The organism is Levilactobacillus tangyuanensis, assembly GCF_003946545.1.
Classification (GTDB): domain Bacteria; phylum Bacillota; class Bacilli; order Lactobacillales; family Lactobacillaceae; genus Levilactobacillus; species Levilactobacillus tangyuanensis.
The window spans coordinates 312,625-338,209 of the sequence record NZ_RHOA01000002.1 but is presented as its reverse complement, the minus strand read 5'-3'; the positions used below and the strand labels follow the sequence as shown (position 1 = coordinate 338,209).

The 25,585-nt window shown below is 51.1% G+C and carries 21 protein-coding genes; 18 read left to right on the top strand and 3 right to left on the bottom strand.

Annotated features, from left to right (window positions below):
- The 11 genes from EKM96_RS03235 to EKM96_RS03185 form a co-directional block, all read left to right on the top strand.
- The coding region (locus tag EKM96_RS03235) for an ATP-binding cassette domain-containing protein (RefSeq protein ID WP_125639636.1) at positions 1-485 on the top strand (485 nt) is incomplete at its 5' end.
- Complete coding sequence (locus tag EKM96_RS03230; RefSeq protein WP_125639634.1) at positions 485-1,705, top strand: ABC transporter permease; 1,221 nt, start codon at positions 485-487, stop codon at positions 1,703-1,705. The genes EKM96_RS03235 and EKM96_RS03230, both read left to right, overlap by 1 nt.
- A 73-nt stretch (positions 1,706-1,778) precedes the next feature.
- On the top strand, positions 1,779-2,417 hold the full coding sequence (locus EKM96_RS03225; RefSeq protein WP_225417566.1) for a TetR/AcrR family transcriptional regulator: 639 nt from the start codon (positions 1,779-1,781) through the stop codon (positions 2,415-2,417).
- A gap of 134 nt (positions 2,418-2,551) precedes the next feature.
- Entirely contained in the window at positions 2,552-3,736 is a 1,185-nt protein-coding gene (locus EKM96_RS03220; protein ID WP_125639631.1) for an MFS transporter, read from the top strand.
- Between the two features lie 62 nt (positions 3,737-3,798).
- Positions 3,799-4,641: an aldo/keto reductase gene (locus tag EKM96_RS03215; RefSeq protein ID WP_125639627.1), complete on the top strand. Its 843-nt coding sequence runs from the start codon at positions 3,799-3,801 to the stop codon at positions 4,639-4,641.
- A 315-nt stretch (positions 4,642-4,956) separates the two neighbouring features.
- On the top strand, positions 4,957-6,672 hold the full coding sequence (locus EKM96_RS03210; protein ID WP_125639625.1) for a SpaA isopeptide-forming pilin-related protein: 1,716 nt from the start codon (positions 4,957-4,959) through the stop codon (positions 6,670-6,672).
- A 271-nt stretch (positions 6,673-6,943) separates the two neighbouring features.
- Positions 6,944-8,983, top strand: coding sequence for a MucBP domain-containing protein (locus tag EKM96_RS03205; RefSeq protein ID WP_125639622.1), 2,040 nt, complete (start codon positions 6,944-6,946; stop codon positions 8,981-8,983).
- A gap of 132 nt (positions 8,984-9,115) precedes the next feature.
- On the top strand, positions 9,116-9,685 hold the full coding sequence (locus tag EKM96_RS03200) for a TetR/AcrR family transcriptional regulator (RefSeq protein ID WP_125639619.1): 570 nt from the start codon (positions 9,116-9,118) through the stop codon (positions 9,683-9,685).
- A 128-nt stretch (positions 9,686-9,813) separates the two neighbouring features.
- Positions 9,814-10,233 (top strand): MerR family transcriptional regulator, encoded by a 420-nt coding sequence (locus EKM96_RS03195; RefSeq protein ID WP_125639617.1) that lies wholly within the window; start codon positions 9,814-9,816, stop codon positions 10,231-10,233.
- 15 nt (positions 10,234-10,248) lie between these two features.
- On the top strand, positions 10,249-10,671 hold the full coding sequence (locus EKM96_RS03190) for a cupin domain-containing protein (RefSeq protein WP_125639614.1): 423 nt from the start codon (positions 10,249-10,251) through the stop codon (positions 10,669-10,671).
- Position 10,672: 1 nt separating this feature from the next.
- Positions 10,673-10,993, top strand: a complete 321-nt coding sequence (locus tag EKM96_RS03185) for a carboxymuconolactone decarboxylase family protein (RefSeq protein ID WP_125639611.1) — start codon at positions 10,673-10,675, stop codon at positions 10,991-10,993.
- Between the two features lie 58 nt (positions 10,994-11,051).
- Here the strand turns inward: EKM96_RS03185 and EKM96_RS03180 are convergent, their stop codons facing one another.
- Positions 11,052-12,005, bottom strand: coding sequence for a GH25 family lysozyme (locus tag EKM96_RS03180; RefSeq protein ID WP_125639608.1), 954 nt, complete (start codon positions 12,003-12,005; stop codon positions 11,052-11,054).
- 149 nt (positions 12,006-12,154) lie between these two features.
- On the bottom strand, positions 12,155-13,084 hold the full coding sequence (locus tag EKM96_RS03175) for a matrixin family metalloprotease (protein WP_125639605.1): 930 nt from the start codon (positions 13,082-13,084) through the stop codon (positions 12,155-12,157).
- 189 nt (positions 13,085-13,273) lie between these two features.
- Between EKM96_RS03175 and EKM96_RS03170 the strand changes: the two genes are divergently transcribed.
- The 5 genes from EKM96_RS03170 (at position 13,274) to EKM96_RS03150 (ending at position 20,083) form a co-directional block, all read left to right on the top strand.
- The gene (locus EKM96_RS03170) at positions 13,274-13,852 is read left to right on the top strand and encodes a DNA-3-methyladenine glycosylase I (protein ID WP_125639602.1); all 579 of its coding nucleotides are present in this window, start codon (positions 13,274-13,276) and stop codon (positions 13,850-13,852) included.
- Positions 13,849-14,982 (top strand): exonuclease SbcCD subunit D, encoded by a 1,134-nt coding sequence (locus tag EKM96_RS03165; RefSeq protein ID WP_125639599.1) that lies wholly within the window; start codon positions 13,849-13,851, stop codon positions 14,980-14,982. Before EKM96_RS03170 ends, EKM96_RS03165 begins: the two co-directional genes overlap by 4 nt.
- Positions 14,979-18,128, top strand: coding sequence for an AAA family ATPase (locus EKM96_RS03160; protein WP_125639596.1), 3,150 nt, complete (start codon positions 14,979-14,981; stop codon positions 18,126-18,128). The genes EKM96_RS03165 and EKM96_RS03160 overlap by 4 nt, the downstream gene beginning before the upstream one ends.
- A 524-nt stretch (positions 18,129-18,652) precedes the next feature.
- Complete coding sequence (locus EKM96_RS03155; RefSeq protein WP_125639594.1) at positions 18,653-19,636, top strand: choloylglycine hydrolase family protein; 984 nt, start codon at positions 18,653-18,655, stop codon at positions 19,634-19,636.
- 3 nt (positions 19,637-19,639) lie between these two features.
- On the top strand, positions 19,640-20,083 hold the full coding sequence (locus EKM96_RS03150) for a GNAT family N-acetyltransferase (protein ID WP_125639591.1): 444 nt from the start codon (positions 19,640-19,642) through the stop codon (positions 20,081-20,083).
- Between the two features lie 119 nt (positions 20,084-20,202).
- Here the strand turns inward: EKM96_RS03150 and EKM96_RS03145 are convergent, their stop codons facing one another.
- Positions 20,203-22,449, bottom strand: a complete 2,247-nt coding sequence (locus EKM96_RS03145; RefSeq protein ID WP_125639589.1) for a beta-glucosidase — start codon at positions 22,447-22,449, stop codon at positions 20,203-20,205.
- A gap of 412 nt (positions 22,450-22,861) precedes the next feature.
- On the opposite strand from EKM96_RS03145, the gene EKM96_RS03140 reads away from it, so the two are divergent.
- The gene (locus EKM96_RS03140; RefSeq protein ID WP_125639586.1) at positions 22,862-24,502 is read left to right on the top strand and encodes a peptide ABC transporter substrate-binding protein; all 1,641 of its coding nucleotides are present in this window, start codon (positions 22,862-22,864) and stop codon (positions 24,500-24,502) included.
- A gap of 141 nt (positions 24,503-24,643) precedes the next feature.
- Positions 24,644-25,192, top strand: coding sequence for a DNA-3-methyladenine glycosylase I (locus tag EKM96_RS03135; RefSeq protein WP_125639583.1), 549 nt, complete (start codon positions 24,644-24,646; stop codon positions 25,190-25,192).
- Positions 25,193-25,585: the final 393 nt, after the last annotated feature.

Genomic DNA, 25,585 nt, shown 5'->3' with positions numbered 1-25,585 from the left:
CGCCACAACTTCTATTTGATAACGGCCTGTTCTGGGATTGTCCTCAACGACTGGCTAACTTGTTCTTGCAATTTACGATTAGTAAAAAAGACATGGCGGCCGAGGTTAAGCACGTGAGCGAGGTAGTTAACTTGACCGCCGACCTGAGCAAGCGGGTTTCCGGCTATTCTGGCGGGATGATGCGCCGACTATCACTGGCAATTGCTCTGCTAGGCAATCCTGAACTGCTCATCCTGGATGAACCAACCGTTGGGATTGACCCGGCATTGCGGCGCCAAATCTGGGCGGAACTGAAGAGTATTCGTGATGAGGGTCGGAGCATCTTGATCACGACCCACGTGATGGATGAAGCGGAATTAACCGACCGGGTGGCCTTGCTGCTCGATGGCGAGGTCATGGCCTTTGACCAACCGGCAGTTCTGAAGAAGCAATATGAAGTTGACACGATTGAAGACGTATTTTTAAAGGCGGAGGGTGTTGAATAATGAGAACAATTGCGATTATGAACCGGGTCCTGAAGGAACTCTTCAGAGACAAGCGGACATTAGCCTTGATGTTTTTGGCGCCAATCCTAATTATGTTATTAATGAGTGTGATCTTTAACACGAACTCCACAACGGATGTCAGTGTTGGGACCGTCTCCGTGACGCAGAAGCTGAACAAGGAAATGGACAGCATCAAGCACGTTGATGTAAAGACCTATGACACGAAGCACGCCGCCGACAAGGCCATGAAGGACGAAAAAATTGACGCCATCATTAAGAAGAATGGCAGCAATTACAGCCTGACGTATGCCAACACGGACTCCACCAAGACGGCCGCCGTTAAAATGGCCTTCAAGAATGCGTTGACCACGACGAGTACCGATCAGCTGAAGTCGGCCCTGAAGAAGAGTACAAAGGCAACCATGGCCTTACAAGCACAGCTGCAAGCCGTTCAGAAGCAACAGGCGGACGCCGGGGCCACAACGGCCACGACTGGTAACGCGGCGGCCGCCAAGCAAGCCGCAGCAACCAAGGCAACGTCGACGACGAACGCCACCAAGAGTACGAGTCAAAAGGCGCCAAAGATTATCAATCATTACGTTTATGGCGACAAGGACACCGGTTACTTTGCCAAGATGTTACCAATCCTCATGGGCTTCTTCGTCTTCTTCTTCGTTTTCCTGATTTCGGGGATGGCCCTGTTGAAGGAACGGACCACCGGGACCTTGGATCGGCTCTTAGCAACGCCCGTTAAGCGGTCCTCCATTGTTTATGGTTACATGCTGAGTTATGGGATTCTCGCCATCATCCAAACGATGTTGATCGTCCTGGTCACGGTTTGGCTACTGGGCATTGAAGTCGTCGGGAGCTTATTGAATGTGGTCATTATGAACCTGATTCTGGCCCTGGTGGCTCTAGCCTTCGGAATTCTACTATCCACGTTCGCCAACTCCGAATTTCAAATGATGCAATTCATCCCGCTGGTAATTGTGCCGCAAATCTTCTTCTCCGGGATCATTCCTTTAGATTCCATGGCGGCTTGGGTTAAGGACGTTTCCTATATCATTCCATTGAAGTACTCCGGAGGTGCCGTTAGCGACATCATCATGCGGGGGTCGTCGTTAATGGATGAAGGTGGGGACATCTTGGTTCTGCTAATCTTCCTCGGTGTGTTGACCGTCTTGAACATTGTCGGCTTACGGCGGTACCGGAAGGTTTAATCAGAAAATAACCGCAATCGGCAGTCGAATCGCGTATAATGATTTAATGAACTAAAAGGAAAGGGTGAGTGGTGTGGAGCCAAGTGTTTTCAATAGTTACCGCGACTGGGTCGAACACGAAAAGATGCCCAAGGGTAAGAAAGCGGCATTGGTGGCCGCCATCGAGCTCTTCGCCGAGACCGGTTTTGATGGCACGTCGACCGCCCAGATTGCCGACCATGCAGGCATTAGCCAGGCGACCATCTTTAAGTATTTTCATACCAAGCAAGACCTGTTGCTGGCCATCGTTAAACCGGTCATGCAGCACCTGTTCCCCGCATACCGAAACGAATTCTTCTCGGGGATGAGCAAGTGTGAAACGTTGCCCGACCTGGTCCATTTCATCGTGACAGATCGCTACGCCTTCATTAGCGAGAATGCCGAGGTGGTTAAGATTTTGGCGATGGAAATGATGACGAACAAGGAGATTCGGGAACTCCTCCATCAACTCGTTATGGCGAACGACCATAACCTCCTAGAAGATTTGATGGGGAACTTTCAGCGGACCAGGGAATTGCGCGATGACATTGATTCTGCCGCGTTGATTCGTATCATGGCAGGACAGTTGTTAACCTATACCATTCAGCGCCGCTATGCGCCGGGATGGGTTGGCGATGAAGCAACCGACCTTCAGAACATTACCCAACAAGTCATTCGGACAATCAGCAAATAGAAGTGAGAGCCTTACCAATTCCATGGTGAGGCTTTTTTGATGAAATCGATTTTCTTAAGCCGTTCCCCTAATAATTTAGTGGCAGATAGTGTAGTCTGGTAATTAGAAAGAAAAAAGAAGACGGGGGAATCGTTGTGAATAGGTATCGGTGGCAGGCCATTGTTTTCGTACTAGTGGCGTTTATGTTAGGGTGTAATGAATTTATTGTGGTCGGGGTGCTCTCGGATATCGCCAAGGAGTACCGGATCCCGGTGGCGACCGTGGGTTATTTGGTCACGATCTTTGCCACGGTGTATGCGGTCAGCACACCATTTATCACGATTCTCACCAATCGTTTTAGCCGGTATAAGACCCTAATGGTCTTGATGGTGATCTTCCTGGTCGGTAATACACTGAGCGGGTTCGGCATGAACTATCCGGTCTTACTGCTGTCCCGCATGATGACGGCGATGGTGGCCGGGGCGATTATTTCCCTCATCATGACCTTTGCCAGCACGATTGCGCCGCGTGAGAAGCGGGCCAACCTGGTGTCTTGGATCTTCGCGGGCTTCAGCATTGCCTCTGTTTTCGGTGTTCCCATTGGGACGGCCATCAGTACCAGCTATAGCTGGCATGATGCCTTTTACCTGATCTCCGTGATCAGCGCCATTACCTGCGTCTTGCTCGGATGGTTGTTACCCCGTGAGGTTGAACAGGTTCAAGGCAGCATCAAGAATCAACTGGTCTTGTTAAAGGACCGGCGGATCTATGTGGGGATTGCCCTGGTGCTGTTCACCGCGGCTACTATGTACGCCTACTACACCTATATTCGGCCATTGCTAACCAATGCCCTGGGCTTCAGCACGGCCAGCCTGAACTGGCTCTTGTTCCTGATTGGGATCATGAGCATCTTGAGTAATCGGTTCTCGGGGATGTTGGCGGAACGAAATGGGCTCCGGATCATGCCGCGTTTTTACGTGGTCGACATGGTGTTGCTCTTCATCCTACCCTGGGCCTTGCACATCAAGTGGGCCGGGTTGGCCGTCCTGCTCGTGATGAGTCTGATTGTGACCTTGCTCAATTCACCGATTCAAATTCACTTCTTAAATATTGCCGAGGAGGAGTACCCGCAATCGGCGGTACTGGCTTCCTCGTTGAACTCGATCTTCTTCAACTTTGGGATTTCCTTGGGGTCAGCGACGGCGTCCGGCATGCTAGGCTCGGTTGGCCTGAACCACATTAGCTGGGGGGCGGCGGCCTATGCGGCCATTTCGCTGGTGTTGGCGCTGGTCTTGAATCGCGTCATCCGCGATCACCGGCGGCAGGCGAAGGCGGAATAGTTTTCATTATCCCGCGATAGCGTTACGCTAGTTGTATGACTTTTAATGGAGGTTGGTTTAACATGACAAAGGTTCCAGCTGTAACGTTAAATGATGGCTTTCAGATGCCGAAGGTTGGGCTGGGCACGTTCGCTGTTCGCGGTGGCCAAGGCGTTAACCAGATCGTGGCCGCGATTAAGGACGGGTACCGTAGCCTCGATACGGCGACTAACTATGATAATGAAGGGGCCGTTGGCGAGGCCATTCGCCGCAGCGGGGTGGCCCGGGCAGATCTATTCGTGACCTCTAAACTTCCGGGTAAATATCATCGGTATGCGGATGCCACGATGGCGATTCAAGAGTCACTGTACCGGATGGGTCTCGATTACTTTGACCTGTTTCTGATTCACTGGCCGTTGCCCAAGCGGGACCACTATGTGGAAGCCTGGCAGGCCATGATTGATGCCCAGAAGCGTGGCCTGATTCGGTCGATCGGAGTTTCTAACTTTGAACCGGACCATCTGGACCGCTTGATCACGGAGACCGGGGTGACACCGGCGGTTAACCAACTGGAGGTCCATCCGTACTGGGCGCAGGAACGCATGGTTGCCGCCGACCAACAGCGCGGGATTGTGACGGAGGCCTGGAGCCCCTTAGGCCGCGGTAGCGCCGCCTTGAAGGAACCCTTAATTAAGGAGTTGGCGGCCAAATACGGTAAAAACGTGGGTCAGATCATTTTACGTTGGCATGAAGAACGTGGCGTGGTGCCGATTCCTAAGGCCCGCCATCTGGACCATCAGCGGGCCAATCTGGATCTGTTTGACTTTACGTTGACCCCCGACGAGGTTGCAGCCATTACGGATCTAAGTCGGCCGGATGGGCGCATCGATAATCAGGACCCCAATGAGTACGAAGAATTCGATTAATAACTGAGTGATTAAAGCTCGCAACAACTATTGTTGCGAGCTTTTTGTCGTCTAAAAGGCTTGGGACGGGCATTAGTGGACAGTGTTTCGCGAGGGTCGTCAACTGGCTTACAATTTTATTTTTATGTTAGAGACTAATGGTTTACCTAGAATCGATTTTCAGACGGGGGTCGAACACTCGGGCCAAGAGGAGATTATAGTATAACCAAAGTTATCAGAGGATAGATTTTTGACAGCTTGAATAGATTGCAGATAGCGCATGTCGGGAATAATTTAGCTAGTCACATAGATTCAAAGTGATTGGAGGGAATTAGAATGCACAGGAAGATCTATGCAGTCATTATAAGTATTCTCATGGCGCTGACCGTCTTCCTCGTTGGTGGCGGCACGTTTGGAACGGTGACTGCTCACGCTGCGGAGGTGCCAACCTCCGGACTCGCGGCCGGTGATGCCACCGTTATGGATATTAATGGTAACTCGGTCTCAAATAACGGCGATCTCAGTTGGTGGACCAACTACTCCGTTTCATATGATTGGGCGATCCCTAACGGCACAACCATCAAGGCTGGAGATACAGCAGTTGTTGAATTACCAAACAGTGCCCAAGCGAAGCACGACCTCAACATTCCCTTGGTGAATGATAAGGGTGTGGTTGTTGGGACCTTTACCATTAAGGCTGGGGAAACGGCAGGAACGATCACCTTTAATGATGTCTTGGCTTCACAAACAACGGGTCGTAAAGGGACGCTGTCCTTCTACGTTCGCGGGTCCAATACCAGTTCCGATGTCAACATGGAATGGGGACTGAACAAGGTGGGCTGGATCTCAGAAAAGGACGCCAATGGTCATCCAACCAAGTTAACTTGGAACGTGGCCTTTAACCCTAAGGGCCTCAACTTGGGCAATGTCACCGTGACCGACACGCTGGGGCCTAACCAAACCTTTGTCCCAGGGAGTGTCGTTGCCTCAACCGGGTCCTATGACTCGGCCGGTCACTTCTCAACAAGTGGTAGTACGACACCGACGGTCTCACAAAACGGGAACACTTTAACTTTTGGCTTCACTGATGTGACGACGGCGGTCAACATGACCTACAATACCATTCCGGATCTTAACGGAACGCAGAGTGGGACTTGGAAGAACAGCGCCAGTTTGAATGGCAAGACGGTTGATTCGCAAATTGCTTGGGGCGGTTCCGGAACTGGGAACGGCTCTAATGATCAAGAATTTGGGGATGTTATTCTAACCAAGTTGGACAAGGAAACCGGTGCTTCATTAGCGGGTGCCGTCTACGAAATCCGCGATGCGAACAACGACGTGATGATGACCGGGTTAACCACCGAGAGTAATGGTGAACTTCGGGTAAAGGACTTAGCCGCCGGTGATTACACCTTCGTTGAAACGAAGGCACCAGAAGGCTATGAACTCTCAACCGAGCCAATTCCATTCACGATCAAGGTTGGGCAAACTAGTGCGGTAACGGTTAATGCGATGGATATCGAGGAATCACCTAGCGTTACCAACCCAGGTGGGCCAGAAAACCCAGAGAACCCAGAAAATCCTGAGAACCCTGGAACGACGACGCCACCAACGAACCCAGGGACCACGAACCCTGAGAATCCAGGAACGACCACGCCACCAACGACGCCAACGCATCCTGAAAATCCAGGAACGACGACGCCAACGCACCCAGAAACTCCTGGGACCACGACGCCAACGCATCCACAAACGCCCGGGACGACGCATCCAACCCATCCATCCACGACTTACAAGCCAGGGACTGGGTCATCAACGTCTAATGGCGGTGCCGGTGGTTATGTAACTGGCAATAATGGCTACACGGGCAGCGGTAGCGGTAACAATGGTTACGGATACCCCGTAGCCAGTGGTTCCGGTAGCGGTTATGTTGGGTCGACCTTGCCACAAACCGGTGAACGTCGTTCCAACACCGTTTCCTACTGGATTGCCGCTTTAGCCTTAGTCACGGTTGCCAGTGGCCTATGGGTCGACTGGAAGCGTAAGCACCACTAGAGTTTTCAATTATTGGACGTTTAGGCAGTGAGATGGTCGCCCGATGGCGGCCATCTTTTTGTTTGGCCTAATGAAAATTTGGTTTCATGAAGAAATGGTGGGACTATGAAATTTATTGTAAGCATTTATGTTTCGCCCCCGATAGGCCCTGTGCTATACTGACGGAGAAATTAAGTCAATGGTGTAAATTATGTGCAGGGAACTTTTTATGAGCTAATCGTATGCGGGGGGACAGAGGTTGTTTCAGAGAGGAAGAGCGAGTTTGTGGGGAATGAGCGGGCGTCAGGCATGGTTGCGTTGGGGCGCGGTGATGATCATGACCATGGGAATGGTGGCAGCCCTGAATGGCGGCCAACCGGTCACGGTTGCTCGGGCCTGGTCATCAGGAAATGTCGTCAAGCAGACCAGGGGCAATTCGTTTTGGAGTCAGACCTATCAAGGAACGGAAGGCACTTGCCATTGGCATATCGATAAGTATGGTGTCTTACACATTGAGGCCGGCAAACTCGATAGTGCCAAGGGGAGCTGGTCGCCTTGGGGGGAAGTCGCGGACCGAATCACGGGGATTGCCTTCGATGGTCGTGTTGAGTTTGATCGCTATTCGGGATACGAATTCGCCAATTTTGGCACCATCGATCAGATTAGTGGCTTGGAGAATGTGGATGCGAGCAATCTCGTCGATGCTGGCGCCATGTTTTTACATGATGACATCCGGGGAACTCTCGATCTGAGCAGTTGGCAGACCAAAAGTTTGGACCGTACCGGGAGTATGTTCGAGGGGGCTCAGGTTGACCATCTACGAATAAATAAGATGCCGGTTAACAGCCTGAACGACACCCATCGCATGTTTGCCAATTCTGATATTAAAGAACTTGATCTGTCCAACTGGAAGTTACCCAAGCTAGAAAGAACGGTTGAGATGTTTGAAGGGGCCCAGGCCGATCGCATTGATGTTTCCGGATGGGAGACACCGAGTCTGAACTGGGTCTCCGACATGTTCAATGGTGCCAAGAATATTGCGTCACTCGACTTGTCCAGTTTTGATTTACGCGGCCTCGAGAGCTACCAGGGGAAGCCAGCGTTCACGGGGTTACGGGGGATGCTGAAAGATACCCAGAAGTTGAAGCGGCTTAAGCTCGGCCCCAACATGCGACTGAAGGGCCCTGATGGGGCGACGGTGAGTTTACCGGAACCGAAAAGTTCCACGGTTTATACCGGTAAATGGCAGCAGGCAGACGGTGATTCGGCCGCGATGAGCTCGCGGGAGCTGATGGACGGGTATACGGCGGTCAAGGCGGGAACCTATGTCTGGCAGACCATGCCGGCTGCGCCGGTTGAGGTTCAGTATGTCGATGAGGAGCAGCGGCCCTTAGCAGCCAGCGTGACCTTGCAGGGTGGGGTCGATCAGACCGCCAAGCTCCCGGTTCGTCAATTTCCAAACTATGAGATGGTTAGTGGACCCGAGCAGGTGACCTTTACGCCGTCCGTCCAAAAGGTGCGCTACGTCTACCGGTTAAAACGGGGACGAGTAGTTGTGCGGTACTTGGATGGATTGACGGGCAAGGACCTTCGGCCGGCTCACGAAGTCTCGGGGTTAGCTGGACAGTCGTATGCTGTGACAACGCCGACCTTTTCCGGTTATCATCTCTTGCTAACGCCAGAGAACACCACGGGTCAGTTAACGGGCGATACCCAAACGCTGGTTTTGGTCTATCATCCTAAGACGCCGGTGACGCCCGGACCCAATCCGGCGCCAACTCCGAGTCCCGAATCGCCGCCCCAACCCCAACCGGAACCACAGCCGACCGGTCGGCCGCATTTAACGGGACAAGACTTCAGCATGACGGTGGGTGATCCCACGCCAACGCTGGCGGATTTTCAGGCCCAGGCGACCGATCAAGCTGGTCGTCCGGAGGCGGTCAGCTTAAACCTCAGCCTGGTCAATCTGGGTCGCCCGGGTCGATATGGTGTGGGGCTGAGTACCGCCGATGGTCAGCACCTAAGCGTTGCGTTGACGATCAGGGCGAAGCAGCAGGTTGTGACGGGGTCAGCGGGCGATGCAGGGACTGGTGCTACCGGCTCGGCCGGGGATGACCTCAGTGCGAATGCGCAGCAGGCAACTAGCCATCGGCCACAAACCGGACAGGCCGGCGATACTGTGGCAACCGATGTCGCCGCTAAGCCACGGAAGTCGCACGCAGGTCAGGCGCTGTTGCCGGCAACCGGAGAATCAGAAAGCCAGTCTGGAATCATTATTGCTGGGCTAATCCTGGCGATTGTGGTCCTGCTGAGGAGTAAGAAACGGTCATAGAATTATTTCCGAAGATCAACCAACTGAATACAATAATTAATGAATAGTAACAGGGAATAAACTAACACCACCAGTTTATTTTGCAGTTGATTAAAGGTATAATGGCGAAAGGATTTAGAACGGGGGGAAAGCATGGTAAAGAAACGAACGTTAACACGTGAAAAAGTCATTGATCAAGCGATTCAGATTATTGCTGAACGCGGCATTGACCAACTAACCATTCGAGCCTTAGCGGACGAATTATCCGTACGGCCACAATCAATTTATAACTATATTGAAAGTTTGAATGACCTCTTGGACCAAGTTGGCGTTCGATTCGTTGGGGATCTTGCGGATCGTCTCATGCATAACCTAATGGGGGTTTCCGGCAAGGAGGCCCTGATGATCTTCGCCCAGGAATTCCGCCAGGGCTGTTTGGCGCAACGCCACCTCGCACCACTACTGATGAATCCCAACGACTTACGACCGTTGGTTCAGACGCATAAGGCCTTGGTACAGCTCTACCAACAGATGTTTAACAGTCTCCATCTTAGTGAGGCGGACGGGACGACACTGGTCGAGGCCAGTCTGTATCGTTCAGCGATGTTTGGGTTTATCGTACAAGAAATTGGTGGCTTCATGCGGTTGTCACCGGAGAAGGTCAATGAACGTTTTGACCAGACCATGCGGTTGGCCATTTCCCAATTTAGTTCCTTACCTTAATGAATGACACGTCTGAGACGATTGCGGCTTAGGCGTTTTTATTTTGGCTTTTTTTGAAAAAAGTCTTGCCTTACAGTACACTCGAAGGTGTTTACTAGTCTTGTTAGCAAGTGAAGGGGGTCAATGTGATGGCTGAAAAACAATATCGAATCGGCGAGTTTGCGAAGCTGGTGGGATTATCCACTTACACCCTTCGTTACTATGAGGATCAGGGACTAATCTTGTCTCAGCGAGACGATAATGGCGTGCGGTTCTATACGGAACACGATATTCGCTGGGTCGGCTTTATCCTGCACCTTAAGGGGACGGGAATGCGACTGAATGAGTTAAAGCGTTACGTGAAGCTACGAGCCGAGGGTGATTCAACTATTGGCGAACGCCGGGAGATGCTTCAACAGATTAAGAATGAGGCCGAGGCGGAAATCAGCGAGCGCCAGATGCATCTAAAGGTCTTGGAGCACAAGATCAAGTGGTATGACGAGAAACAAGCGCATACGATCGATGATTCCGAGACCTTTCACGACTACCTTCAAAGATTTCATGACTAGAAAGGACGATTAAATATGGCTAAAAATGAAGAGATTAAAAACGGGGTTATTTTTCCAGCCGGCGACAAGAACGTGGCATACCAAGATGTCTTTGTTGGTCAGAGTTATTTACAAGGATTGGTTAACGACCCGGATGTCAGCGTAGGTGTAGGCAATGTCACCTTTGAACCGGGTTGCCGCAACAACTGGCATATCCATCATGATGGGTTCCAAATCCTTTTGGTAACCGGTGGCGAGGGTTGGTATCAAGAAGCCGGGCATGCCGCTCGTCGATTAAAGCCTGGCGACGTGGTTGTCACTAAGGATGGCGTTAAGCATTGGCACGGTGCCACCAAGGATAGTTGGTTCAGTCACATCGCCATTACGGCCGGGACGCCAGAGTGGCTCGAACCCGTTAGCGATGAAGACTACGCCGCATTAGATGGAGAGGACGATTAATATGGCTAAAAAACAAACGGCAGGACGCGATAACTTGGGGGACTTTGCCCCTAAGTTTGCTGAATTGAATGATGATGTTTTGTTTGGCGAAGTTTGGTCACGGGAAGCGGAATTATCTGCCCACCAACGCAGCCTGATTACGATTTCGGCCTTAATCTCCGCCGGGAACTTCGAACAATTACCGGCCCATCTGAAGATCGGCAAGGGGAATGGGATTACCAAGGATGAAATTTCTGAAGTGATCACCCATCTTGCATTCTACGTGGGTTGGCCAAAGGCCTGGTCGGCCTTCGGCATCGCTAAGGAAGTCTTCGGCGACTAAATTGTGGCCAAATAAAAATCGGTTGGGAAATTAATCCCAACCGATTTTTTTGATCGTTTTAGTAAGTTGAAACGTAAGCTTTGTTGGCAGTGATATACTTACCGTTCATTAATTGGAAACGGTAGGCATTCTTGCCGTTCTTGACAACTGCCTTAACCTTGAAGTTTTGGCCAGCCTTGAACTGCTTAACCCGGTTCTTCTTGGTGAAGCTCGTTGACTTGTATTCGTAGACGGCCTTGTCACCCTTAACCCCGGTGACCCCGCTAAGACTATTGTAGTAGCTTACCTTAGGCTTGCTACTGGTGCTCGTCTTGCTGGCAAACCAGCTGTTAACCGTCTTGCTGTCCAAGACCTTGTTCAAGTCGACGTTACCGCTGATACCGGAAACGCGACCAGAACTGGTGTATTGCCAGAGGTCAACGGAGGTCCCAGAAACCTTAGGCTTTACAGAACTGTACTTGGCGATCCAAGTCCCATCAAACTTCGAGAAGTTTAAGTTGTGAGCGTTGGCGTAGTATTCCCCAGCGTACATAACCAAAGGCTTGTCGGTCAGGCCGCGCATTGTCTTCAACCAAGCATTAACGTAAGTTTGTTCCTTACCCTTGGCAGATGGCATCCGCTTTTCTTCGTCCAAGACGTAGAACTTCGTGTGGGCGTTGCTCCGTTTGTAGAAGTCTTTGGCTTCGTTTTGGGCATCCTTGACACTGGTGAATTCAGCGAACATGTATTGACCAAATGGCACGCCATTCTTGTAGGCGCCATTGGCGTTGACGTTGCGCTTACTGTCGACCATGTAACCGGCGTCGCCCTTGCTACCATGTTGAACACGGATGATGGCATACTTTAAGTCTTTCGATGCCTTTTTCCAGTTGATGTTCCCTTGGTACTGTGAAATATCCGCAACCTTTTTACCCGCAGCACTAGCGGTCGTGGTGTTTAAACCAACGCCGACAGCAACAACGGCAGCTAATGCGGCCAAACCAGCACCTAATTTATGTAACTTACTCTGCATGAATGATGTCCTCCTCAGTATTTACGGTCTATTGTACACGGTATGTCCGGCCAACAGGTTACCACAAATTTACAATTAATTACATTTAAGTTGCAAATAAAAAAGTTACCAACCTGACGAACAGGTCGGTAACTTTGACGGAGTTACTTTTAACGAGTTGCGGCATAGACCTTGAGCGCTAATTTAGCTCGGTTCTTGTCGGTCGTCGTAATTGGATTGTACTTGGATAGGCCAGCCTTGACCTTGGCGTAGCTGTACACATTGGAACTGCCACTCTCAAAGTACATGAGGTCGGCCTTGTTAGGCGAGTGATTCATGCCTAGGACGTGGCCAAATTCATGGGCGATGGTGCTAGCGTATTCGTACATCCGGCCTTCGGCAGCCAACTTACTCCCGACAGCGGCAACGTCCTTCTTTAAGGTACTGTATGAGGAGAGACTCTCTTCAATCCGGGCGGCCTCTTGGGTGAAGAGGGTGTTGTAGTTACTGTTAGCACTCGTGATCCCCTTGGCGGCTAAGTTAGCCTTAGCCTTTGATTCGACCGCGCTAGAGTACTTCTTGTAGAAGGCATTGTTAAGTTGGGCAGTCATGGCGTCACCGATATTGTCCGTTTCGGCTTGGTAATAGGACCAGCGAACTTGGACCTTCTTTTGACTAGGTGTCCACCAAGCGTCGCTTTGATCGCTCTTGGTTGGGTTGGCATAGGAGACAGAGAAGGTTAGGCTATGGTTCTTCTTGGAACCCTTAACGAATTCCTTCTTACCCAGCTTATTGTTCCAGTAAGCCATGGCAACGTTAACACTTTGCTGGAGCTTCTTATCCTTGGTATTCACGTAGACGTAGGCCTTGCCGTTCTTCTTCAGCCCGGTCTGGGCACTATAAGCTAATTTATACTTTTTGCCTAAGGTTTTAGCATGTTTGCGATAGTAACTCTTACTCTTCTTCAGCATGGCCGATGATGGCTTGACGCTGGCGGCCTGAGCCGTTACGGTACTAACCGCAACGACCGGCGTGACTAAGACGGCGGTTGCCGCTAGAATTGTCAGTGAACGTGCTTTTAAATGATGTGATCCGAGCATGGTGCTAACCTCCCTAATTCCCCAAAACATTTAACATTTACAATAGCATAGACTTTTACCCATTCATGGTCAAGGATTAAAAACCGCGGTTGTAGGCGCTTTCAATATGATAATTATAAGAACACCTGTTTGGGGTGGCTTTTGTAATCTGGTATAGTAGTCTTAAACCAACAAATGGAGGAATTTTAAATGACAAATCGTTGCGATTGGGCTAACTCGTCACCTGAGATGCAGGCGTATCATGACAATGAATGGGGACACCCGGAGCATGCGGTCCCTGTCTTGTTTGAACTGCTTTGTCTGGAAACGTATCAAGCGGGTTTAAGTTGGCAGACCGTGATTAATAAGCGGCCTGCCTTTAGGCGGGACTTCTATAAATATGACGTTGCCCGGGTCGCCGCGATGACCGACGATGATTTGGAACGACTCTTGACTGATAAGGCGATTATCCGCAATCGCCTTAAGTTAACCGCGACCATCAATAATGCCCGGGTACTGGCCAACTGGTCGGAGTCGGTCCCATTTGACGAGTGGTTGTGGAATTTTGTAGATGGCCGGCCAGTCAGACATGCGGTGACGACCATGGCGGAAATGCCCGCGACGACCGAGCTCGCTAAGGCCATTGCGAAGGCGATGAAGAAGCTCGGGTTTAAATTTGTTGGCCCAACGACCGTCTATTCCTTCTTACAGGCAGCCGGATTGGTTAATGACCATCTGTTGAGTTGCGACTGGGCGCCGGAGAATCAAGCCAAAGGAGTGTCAAAATGAAATTTCTACATACGGCCGATTGGCATATCGGTAAGCGCCTCAACGGCTATGACCTCTTAGAGGAACAGCAGGATGCCTATCGCCAAATTAAGGCGATTGCTCGCGAAGAGGCGGTTGATGCCGTGGTCATTGCCGGGGACCTCTTTGACCGGGCTCTGCCCAGTGAGGCGGCCGTGGCAACATTGGACAACATGCTGGTCGATTTGAATCGGCAGGAACATTTTCCATTGCTTGCGATTAGTGGTAACCACGACTCTGCGGTGCGACTGGGCTATGGGCAGGAATGGTTTGCCAGTACCGACTTTTACCTGCGGACGGATTTGGCAAACTGTTTAACCCCCATTACCCTGGATGACACGGAATTCTTCTTGCTACCCTACTTTGAACCGTTTGCCGTACGCAAATTTTTCCAAGACGAGGACATTCGCACGGTTGCTCAGGGGATGGAACGACTAGTGGCGGCCATGCAGGCCCATTTTACGCCGGGAAAACGCCATGTGCTGGTGGCTCATTTCTTTGCGGCGGGGAGCTCCCATGCCGATTCCGAAACGCTGGTTCAAGTCGGCGGTTTGAATGCGGTCCCCGTCGACCTTCTATCGCCATTTGATTACGTGGCCTTGGGGCACTTGCATCGAAAAGAGGCCTTACAAAACGAGGCCAAGATTAAGTACAGCGGGTCACCCTTGAAATTTTCTACAAGTGAGGCGGAGGATACCAAGGGCGTGTGGATCGTAGACACAGCGACCGATCCCGTTACCGTGACCTTTCGCCCGTTAAAACCGCTCCATGACTTAGTGGTCTTGACCGATAGTTTTGCCCACCTGATGGATAGGGAACGGGATTATCCGGTGACTCCGGAGGACTTTGTCGCGGTCGATCTGACTGATACGGTACCCATTACGAACGTGATGCAAGAACTGAAGACACGGTTTCCAAGGATTATTGAATTAAATCGGGTGAACCAGTTAACCGTGACTCCGGAGGACCTGGAGACCCAACAGTTGCAACAGGACCCGCAAACATTGCTGGCAAATTTTTTTGAACAGATGACGCAGCATCCACTGACCGATCAACAACGAGAATGGGCGGAGGCAGCCTTGCAACGCGCCATGAAGGAGGATACGGAATGAGCCCCTTAACCTTACATTTAGAATATTTTGGACCGTATCGCGACACAACCATCGACTTTACCAAGTTTGCGGCCACGCCGTTGTTTTTAATTAGCGGCAAGACGGGTAGCGGTAAGACCACGATCTTTGATGGCATGAGCTATGCCTTATTCGACCAAACGTCGGGCACCGATCGTGAGCCCAAGTCCATGCGGTCCGATTTTGCCACGATGGCGGATGTCACGCGGGTAACCTTCAATTTTACTCATCGCAATCGTCGCTATGAGATTATTCGTGAGCCCAACCAAACGTTGGCTAAGAAACGTGGATCCGGAACCACCGACGTGGCGTCTAAGGTGACGTTGACCGTTTTTCAGAATGGAAACGAAGTTGAACAATTAACTAAAACAGGTCAGGTTAAAGATTACCTGCAAACCTTACTGCAGATGGATGGTAAGCAGTTTGCGCAGATTGTCTTGTTACCGCAGGGACAATTTCGGCGATTCTTGGTGGCGCCCAGTGATGAGAAGGCGACCGTGTTGGAACAACTTTTTAACACGGAAATTTTTGCCAAATGGACGACAGAACTCCGGGAACAGGCCAAACAGGATGCCCTTAACAATCAGGCAGCTGCCGAATCATTAAGCCGGTTACAAGAACAGTTGCAGTGGACCGAGACCAATGAACCCACGGCCCAAGCGGCATTGGAACAGCGGCAAACGACGACGCTATTGGATCTGATGGCCACGCAGCAGGGTGAAAGTCATCAGGCCATTCAGACGTTAACCGATCAAGTGACGGGGGCCCAAGAACGGGTTGAACAGCTGACTCGTCGAGATACGCAAGAGGCCCAATTGGTGAAGGACCAGGCGGCCTTGCAACAGGTTAAGGCTACTCAGCAGGCACTAGCTAGTCGCGAGCCCGAGATGCAACAAGTCCAATCTGATATTAACGAGTTGGAATGGGGACAACAAGTTCAGCCTAAGTGGCTAGAGGAACAGGAAGCGACTAGCGCACGTACTCGTCGGCAGCAGGCCCTAGCAACGGCCCAGCAGGAATTGGTCGTTGCTGAGGCCGGCAAGACCCAGGCGATTGGGGACCAAAAGGCCTTGGAGCCAGTCGAACAACGGGTGCAGGCCGCGCAAAGTGAATGGGATCGGATGCAACGTTTACAGCCGATTTACCATGAATTGGCACAAAGAACCACTGACTTAACGAGTCAACGTCAAGCCTTGCTGACTGATCAGAATAAAGTCAATCGGCTCAAGCAAGCGATTGCCGACAGTGAACACCAGCAGGAACAGTTCCAATCGATACTGGAACAACAGGCAGTGGTGAACGAACAGGCCCAGAAATTGAGTGAACGGGGAGCCGTACTGAAGGATTGTGAACGGCAATTGACGGTTTTGCAGACTGGTGACCAGGCCTTGCGAACGTTGATGGCGCAAGGAGATTCCTTGCAGGAACAGTTGGTTCAGGCTCAGACGGCCGCCGAACAACTCGCCCAGCAGGCCGAAAAGGTCAATCAGGCCTTTATTCGAGATCAAATCCAACAGTTAACCCGGCAATTAAAGCCAGGCACACCCTGTCCTGTCTGTGGGTCAACCGAGCACCCTCATCCGGCCGTCATTACGGCCGAACCAGAGGTCACCCAACAGGCGGTTGACGAGGCCAAGACCGCAGCCGCAGCAGGTGACAAGCAGGTGACCGCCTTAACGCTTGATGGCGAACAGAATCACTCACAGTTGCTGGAACAACGGAAGACCCAAGCGTCAGGACTTTGTCAGCTTGCTAAGGTCCTGGGCATTGATGAACCAGCAGATCTATCGGGTGTGGACGAGGCCTTGAAACGCCAAGCGGAGGCTCAGAGGGCAGCCTTGACGGCTAATCATGACAAACAGAATGATCTAGATCAGGCCCAAGAGGCGTCGAAACAACTAGTGACAAAGCTGGCGGAACAACGACAGGGGTTGGATGTGGCCCAGCAGGCCTTACAGGAAATCCAGCGACAAGTGGATCGACTGGAAACGACCATTCAAGGCCAACGGGACCAATTACCAACGGATGCGCCAACGCTGACGGCCTTCACCGAGCGTGGGCAGCAATTGCAAACGCAATTGAAGGCGGACCGGGATCAGTTGGACCAGGCTGCCGCAGCGATCGTCACCGCCGAGCAAAGGCTGGCGGGAGCTAAGACGCGAGTTCAGACGGCAACGACCGAGGTCGCCCAAAGCGACCGGCGATGGCAGGAAGCCCAAACGACCTTGATGGCTGAACTGAACCAACACTTTGACGTGGTGAACGAGACCACCAAAGATCACGTGGCAGACCTGCTGAGGAGACTCTCAGGCTTAGCGGCTAAGCGGCAAACAATTCAGGACTTTCAGAGTCAACAAGAACGGTTGGCAACCCAACTCGATGATTTGCAACGGCGAACGGCCGGGCAGGCAACGCCAGACCGAGAACAGACGCAGGCCCAGCTTAAGCAGGCCCAACAACAGGTCACCACGCTTCAAGACCAGCGTCATGGCCAACAGACCCGTTGGCAACAGAATGATCGGCTGGTCCATCAGATTGCCGATCAGGTGGCGCGGCGAGCCGAGGCCCTGCAGCGAACCCAGTCGCTGACGGAACTAAGTGGTGTCGTCACCGGGGATGGCACGAGTGGCCATTTGGGACTCGAGAGATACGTCCTACAGACGTATCTCCGCCAAATCTTGACGGTCGGCAACAAGCGGTTGCGGCAACTCACTAATGGCCGCTATCAGTTTGTGATTGATGATTCCCAGGCCTCCTCTAAGAAACGATCGGGACTGGAAATTAATGTCTACGATGACCACGTGGGAGAACAACGGAGCGTGCACACTCTTTCCGGTGGTGAAAGTTTTATGGCTTCCTTGGCCCTGGCGCTAGCGTTAGGCGAGGTGATTCAAAGCACCACGGGTAGTGTGGAAGTTGACGCCTTGTTCATTGATGAAGGATTCGGATCACTGGATGAAGAGGCCCTCATGACGGCCTTGGAGTCGTTGGAAACCATTGAAGGTCAACATCGAATGATCGGCATTATCAGTCACGTCAGCGAACTACGGGATCAGGTGGCCAATCAACTTCAGGTCATTTCAAATGGTAATGGTGAGAGCACCATTGCCTATCAATCGGATAACTAAAAAAAGAGTCGTCATCGGGGTCGGTGGCGGCTCTTGGTTTTTAGGAAGCATCCCTTAACTACCGGGGGCGTTGTCGGTGTGGAGGGGGTAGCCTAGGTGGGTGATGGCAGGTTAGCAGTCACTGACCAACCTGTCTGGTTTAATGAGCGGTAACATCGGCTATGCCTAAACTATGTGATGACCGACAACGCAGCCAACCGAGCAGTACCCACGGGGGTAGTTAGGGTTAGAGTGGGATGCTTTCCACGCTAAGAATACCTGACACCAGCCGCGATAGACATCGGATAACCGTGAGATTATGAAAATAATGAGGGTTCTTCCGGTGAATTTAGAATGCTCAGTTAATTATGGTCGCTAAAGATCAGGTGCCGCGACCATCACTGGCTTAAACGGTTTAGGGACGACCAAAACGCTGATTTGCCGGGATTTTAAAAATAAGTCATATAATCAACGATTATCCGTGCACAAATTCACTTCAAGGTTTAGAATAGTGGATAACTATATTGGAAACGGGATGATTTTTAATGTGTACTAGTTTGACCTACGAAAATGGCCGTGGCGACCACTTCTTAGCACGGACCATGGATTTTGCCTTTGAGTTGGGTGGTCAACCAGTCTTTATGCCTCGTCACCAGACGATTCATGGGGATGCCGGGGACTTTACCACTAAGTATGGATTTGTTGGTGGTGGCCGTAATTTAAGTCACTATGTCTTTGTTGATGGGGTCAATGAGTTCGGTTTAGGGGCCGCTGCTCTGTATTTCCCTCAATACGCGCAATATCAGACTGAAGCCGCCGACGATAAGCTGGGCTTAGCGCCTCATGACTTCACGGCCTGGGCAATGGGCAATGCCAAGAGCGTTGCGGACTTACGTGAATTGGTTAAGACGGTTCAATTGCTGGATATTCCAGTTGCCTTGCTGGGGATCACCACGCCACTTCATTACATCTTCAGTGATCCAACTGGGGACACGGCAGTTCTCGAGGCGACTGATGATGACTTACATCTGATCGATAACCCAGTGGGGGTCATGACGAACGCCCCTCAATTGAGCTGGCACTTACAAAATTTGAGTACCTATGGCACCATGCAAGCGGCAGAACGGCCACTGCATGATTATATGGGGATGGAATTGAAGACCCAAGGCCCTGGGACCGGCGCTCTTGGTTTACCTGGTGATTACACGTCGCCATCCCGGTTTGTTCGGACCGTCTTCAACCGGCATTACAGTGAAACGGCTGCTGATACGCCAACCGCCCTGAATACCTTACAACATCTGCTTGATAGCGTGACGATTCCTAAGGGCGTCAAGCTGAAGACCGATGGGAACAGTGACTACACCCAATATCGGGGTTACATGAGCTTGGATGAACGGGCCTACTATATGGAACCTTACGATAACCTGGAGTTGCAAGGGGTTAAGATTACTGACAAGATGTTGACCGATTGGGATACGCCAATGGAATACCCCTTGGATCACACCCCACACGTTAGCCACTTGAATTAGCCGATGCTGACCTTTAAACGAGTTGCCTTTGCGGATTTGACGACGGCGGAGCTCTTTGCCATTTATAAGTTGCGCACGGAAGTTTTTGTGGTCGAGCAGGAATGTGCCTATCAGGAAGTTGACGACCTGGACTTAACGGCCCAACATCTGTTTAGTCTGGGAACGAACGGCCAAGTGGTGGCCTATGCCCGCATCATGGATGAGGGCGACCAGGTTCGGATTGGTCGGGTCGCGGTGGCCAAGAGCCAACGGGGTCAGGGCGCGGGACGTGATCTGGTTGCCCAGGCCATTCAGGCTGCTACGGCGGTCGCACCACAGGCCCAACGGATTGTTATTCAGGCGCAAGCCTACTTGCAGAAATTCTATGCATCGTTTGGCTTCGAACCGGTGAGTGCCGTCTACCTCGATACGGGTATTCCCCATATCGACATGGTTCTGAATCGTTAAAAATAAATAAAATAACGCGTTATCCCAGGTTTAGCAAGGGATAACGCGTTATTTTTTAGTCTTAAAGTGTAAGTTGATGCAAAAATAACTCGGTTAATTTCGTTAGTAGAGGTATCGGGCTAATGCTTGTTGGCCGCTGAAATAAAGTTCTCAATGAGATCAAGCGGCGTGCCAAGTGAGACGGTGGCACGTAGTGGCATGTTTAGAAACATCCGGTTCTGTAAGGCCATGAGCTGGCCGTCGCCATCGGTGGCGGTCAACATGGATGGGGTTTCCTCGGTGGCCTGCAGTGGCGCAATCACATTTTCCAAGAATAATTCTCGTAGGTGGTCATCACTGACGACGCGACTGAGGTAGGTGTCTTCGGTCACGGGGGCAGGAGAATTCTTGAAGTCCATGGATAACTTGGTTTGCAGACGCATGTCTCGTGAGGAATCACCAATCATGATTTCGTAGTCACCAGAGTCGGCTTGCCACCGCTTCTTCGGCTCGCACCACCAACTGAAGTCGCGACGATTGAGCTTGAGGGTGACCTGTTTGGTCTCGCCAGAATCAAGGGCCACCTTGGTGAAGGCCCGTAATTCCTTAGTTGGCATTGGCGCGTGGGTCGCATGGTTGGCGACGTAAAGTTGTGGGACGGCCTGACCGGCACGGTCGCCGGTATTGGTGACATTAAAGACGATAGTAGCACCATGTTCGTTCTTAGTAATAATCATCTTGGTATATTCGAAGGTGGTGTAGCTAAGACCGTGCCCGAATGGGAATAACACGTGCATCTCGTGGGTATCATAATACCGATAACCCATGAAGAGCCCCTCCGTATAGTATTCGTGATGGGGATCTTGACCAAAGGTTGGTGCCATTGGGGTATCCGTCAACCGTAATGGGAAGGTTTCGGTCAAATGACCAGATGGATTGACCTTACCAGTGATGACATCCCAGGTCGCCTCGCCAACGGCTTCACCCGCTAAGTACGTTTCAACAATCGCATTGACGGCGTGAACCCAAGGCATTTCAACGGCGGAACCGTTTTGTAAGACGACCGTTGTGTGGACGTTGGCCTTGGCCAAACTGCCAATGAGGTCGGTTTGATTCTCCGGTAACATGAGGGAATTCTTGTCAAAGCCTTCGGATTCGCTGGCAGCCGGGTAACCGGCAAAGACGATGACGTGGTCGGCGCCACGAGCGGCTGCGAGGGCAGCATCGGCCAACTTTTCATCGGTTTCGTCTTCGTCCAGACGATAACCAGGATAATATTTAGCCTCTAAGCCACTAGCAGCCAGGGCTTCCAACGGGGTCTTAAGCTCACTAGGATTGACGTGAGAGCTACCGGCGCCTTGGTAACGGGGATGTTCGGCTAGTTCACCGATAATCACGATCTTGCCGGACTTGCCGGGTTCCAAGGGTAACTCGTCATGATGATTCTTCAGTAAGACGATCCCATCATCGGCCAGCTTGCGGGCAAAGTCGTGGTGGCTGGTGTGGTCATAGGTGCTGGCCTCGGCCGCTGGTGCCCAGTCCTGAATGACGTGGAGCAGGTGGCGGATGGACTTGTTAAGGGTCCCTTCGTCCAATTCGCCGGTTTCAACGGCACGAATGATTTCGTCGATAGAGGCCTGACCTTTGCCGGGCATTTCAAGATCCAAGCCAGCGCGCAAGGCGAGGGGATGATCGGCAACGGCACCCCAGTCGGACATAACGGCACCGTGGTAGCCCCATTCATCGCGCAGGATTTCCCGTAATAACCGTTTGTTTTGAGAATTTAGCACGCCATTGATCTTATTGTAAGAGGTCATCATGGTGGCAGGGAACGCCGCCTTGACAATGATTTCAAAGGTGCGCAGGTACAGTTCACGCAGAGTCCGTTGGGTCATGTCACTTGAAGCCGTGAAACGTTGGTTCTCACGGTTATTGGCGGCAAAGTGTTTAACGGCTACGCCGACGTGTTGGGATTGAACGCCTTGAACATAGGCACTGGCCAGTTTGCCAGCCACAAGGGGATCTTCAGCGAGATACTCAAAGTTGCGGCCACCAAGTGGTGAGCGCTTTAGGTTGACCCCGGGCCCTAACAGCAGACTAACTTGTTCTGCCCGAGCCTCGGTTCCTAAGTGTTCACCAAGTTGGCGCATCAAATCTTCATTCCAAGTGCTGGCACTGAGGGCGGATGATGGGTAGGCAATCGCCTTCACGGAGTCATTAAAATCTGTGGGGGAGACCTGCTTACGTAACCCAGAAGGGCCATCGGTCATCATTAAAGCTGGAAGCCCTAGGCGTTCTATGGCGGCGGTAAACCAACCATTGTGTCCCGTGACCAGAGCGGCCTTTTCCGGCAACGTCAGTGCTGCAAGCGTGCGTTCGATGTCCATACGTTCAAATCCTTTCTTTTCTCTTAGAATATCTTTAGTATACCGTTTTCAGTAGACGGTTGTTACCCAAGAAGTAATATCTTTTGACAATCAATTCAAAGTGCGGTAACTTTAATCTTGTGCAATCCAACCAGTTATTAAAAGTAAGGAGGGGAAATCACGATGATGATGAACGCAGGCCAAGTTGAACGACTGAATGCCGCATGTTGCGTATGTAACGTGTCTCTTTGCGTTACGCTAAATCGTGATTTTCCGGCTAACCAGTAGCATTACATAGCGACGACTGTTCCGGTCGTCAGTGTAACGGGTTACCTTTCACGATGCGTGTGAGGGGTAACCCGTTTTTTATGGTTTCGAGTGTGTCAGGGATTGCACGCCAACAAATTCATGAGGAAAAGGGAGCAATTATTTTATGAAAAAATGGACAGGGATTGGCTTAGTAGCTGCATTAATCACGGTGAGTTTGAGCCTCGCCGCATGTGGCAACTCGGCCTCATCATCGAAGCCATCGCAGGTCTTGCGCCTACCAGCTACGGCTCAACTCGATACGATTGACCTAGCCAAGGCCACCGGTTATGGCCAGACTGGGAATGTTTTCGAGGGCTTCTATCGTTTGGGTAAGAACGGGAAGGTTGCCCCAGGACTGGCCGATTCCATTAAGGAATCCAAGGACCAGAAGACATGGACGTTCCACATTCGTGACAACGCGAAGTGGAGTAACGGTGACAAGATTACCGCCCAGGACTTTGTTTACTCATGGCGGCGGACGTTGACGCCATCCACCAAGTCTTCTTACCGGAACATGTTCTCCGGGATTAAGAATGGTGATGCGATTATCGCCGGCAAGGCCAAGCCAGAAACCATTGGGATTCATGCCAAGAATGCACAAACCGTTGTGGTTAAGCTGGATAAGCCGATTGCTTACTTCAAGATTTTGATGGCCTACCCACTGTTTGCCCCACAGAATGAAAAAGTGGTTAACAAGTATGGTAAGAAGTACGCGACCAAGTCCGAATACATGGTCTACAGTGGGCCCTTCAAGATTTCGAATTGGAGTGGGACTGGTAACACGTGGTCATTCGTTAAGAACAACCATTACTGGGACAAAAAGGTAGTTAAGCTGAACAAGGTTAACTTCCAAGTGGTCACGAACCCCCAGACCGGTTTGAGCCTGTACCAAAACGACAAGTTAGACTTTGCTAACCTGACCAATGAACAGGTTAAGAACTATAAGAACGACAAGGCCTTTAAGGAATATCCATACTCCATCGTGATTCATTTGAAGTATAACTTCCAAGACGCCGACAAGGCTAAGCGCCGGATCATGAGCAATCAGAACATTCGTCAGGCCATTGCGTTGTCGATTAATCGCAGTCAACTGACGAAGAAGGTCCTTGGCGATGGTTCAGTGACGCCGACCGGATTCGTTGCCAGTGGCTTGGCTAAAGACCCTAAGACGGGCGAAGACTTCGCTAAGCAACAGGAAGTGAAGGATTCAACGACTTATAATCCAAGCTTGGCCAAGAAGAAGTGGGCCGCCGGGTTGAAGGAATTAGGGATCAAGAAGGTTGATCTGAGCATCATGGCCGGTAACGATGATGTTGCGGCAAGTACCGTCACGCAATACCTGAAGGGTGCCCTGGAGGATAATCTTAAGGGCTTCAACCTGAAGATTCAAAACGTACCGGCTTCCGTTGCGCAATCCCGTTCCACGAGTGGCGACTTCGACCTTTACCTGTCACACTGGGGGGCCGACTTCAACGACCCAATCTCATTCCTGCAAATCCCTGTCAGCTCAAACTCTTTGAACTACGGCAAGTGGTCCAACAAGGAATATGACCAACTGATTGATAAGGCACAAAACCAAGATGCCGGTCAACCAGAGGTTCGTTGGCAAGATATGATTAAGGCGGCCAAGATGTTGAACAAGACGCAGAGCTTCACACCGTTATACCAGGCCAACTATGCTTACCTCCAACGGAACACCGTGAAGGGCCTTATTCACAACACGGCTGGGACGCAATGGAGCTACAAGTACGCTTACATCAAGTAAAATAATTGTGTTTGACTGATTCATTTGCCGAGCACACCTTAAGTCAAATAGGGCTCGTCATGACGATTGTTGTGACGGGCCCTTTTGCTTGTTCAAGGTCGCGTTGTACAATGAGGGTAGCTTAGCGAGAGAAGGGATTCTATGTCAATTGGCCCAAATGATGGCCAAGAGTGGGCGACCAATGGCACGGCCGAATATTCGGCCTATTTTGGCACGCCAACCCATGATGATCACGTGTTGTTCGAGCTACTAACCGTGGGTGTTTTTCAGGTTGGGCTTAGTTGGCAGGCGGCGGCCAGCAAGCTTCCCGTGTATCGTCGCCTATTTGCCGGGATGGACCCACAGGTCGTGGCTGGTTTTGAAGACGAACTGGATGGCGAACGGATTGCCAAGGATGCCGCGATGATTAGCAACGGACGGAAGATTCGGGCAACGATTCACAATGCGCGGGGAATTGTGCAGTTACAACGAGAATTCGGTAGCTTTAGCGCGTACCTGTGGAACTTTGTCGATGGGGTACCCTTGCTTTTACCGGCGGTCACTCGGGATGAATTGGTGAACCAATCGACCATTGGCACGGCCATGGCAAAGGATCTCAAACGCCGTGGCTTTAGCTTCGTGGGCCCGGTGGTCACGCACATGTTTTTGTTGGCGTCGGGAATCATTCGCGAACAAATTATTGATGAGTAAGTGAAATTTGGGTTAGAAAAAGATTTTCTAATTAATTCATTTTATGTGAACATATATAGTAGATTGCCGCAGTTACGGTGCTAATTGGAAACTTTTTTGTGATTTGTGCTTGACACTTAATTAGAACTGCATTAGACTACTTGTAACTTAAGCGATTGAAAACAATGTGATCAGGAGAGTAACCACGTCAATGGTTCAAAGAGAGCTCGTGTTTGGCTGAAAGCGAGTAACCCACGGCGAGGTGAAGATGGCCTGAAAATTAATTGGTATCACTGAGTCATTTGATGAGGTGGTAATGCTTGGCACTCATTATCGTGCACGCACTCCTAGGCGCAAGCTGGAGAGTGTTAATGAGGAGCCGGCATTAGTCTATGCCTGACTCGAATTAGAATG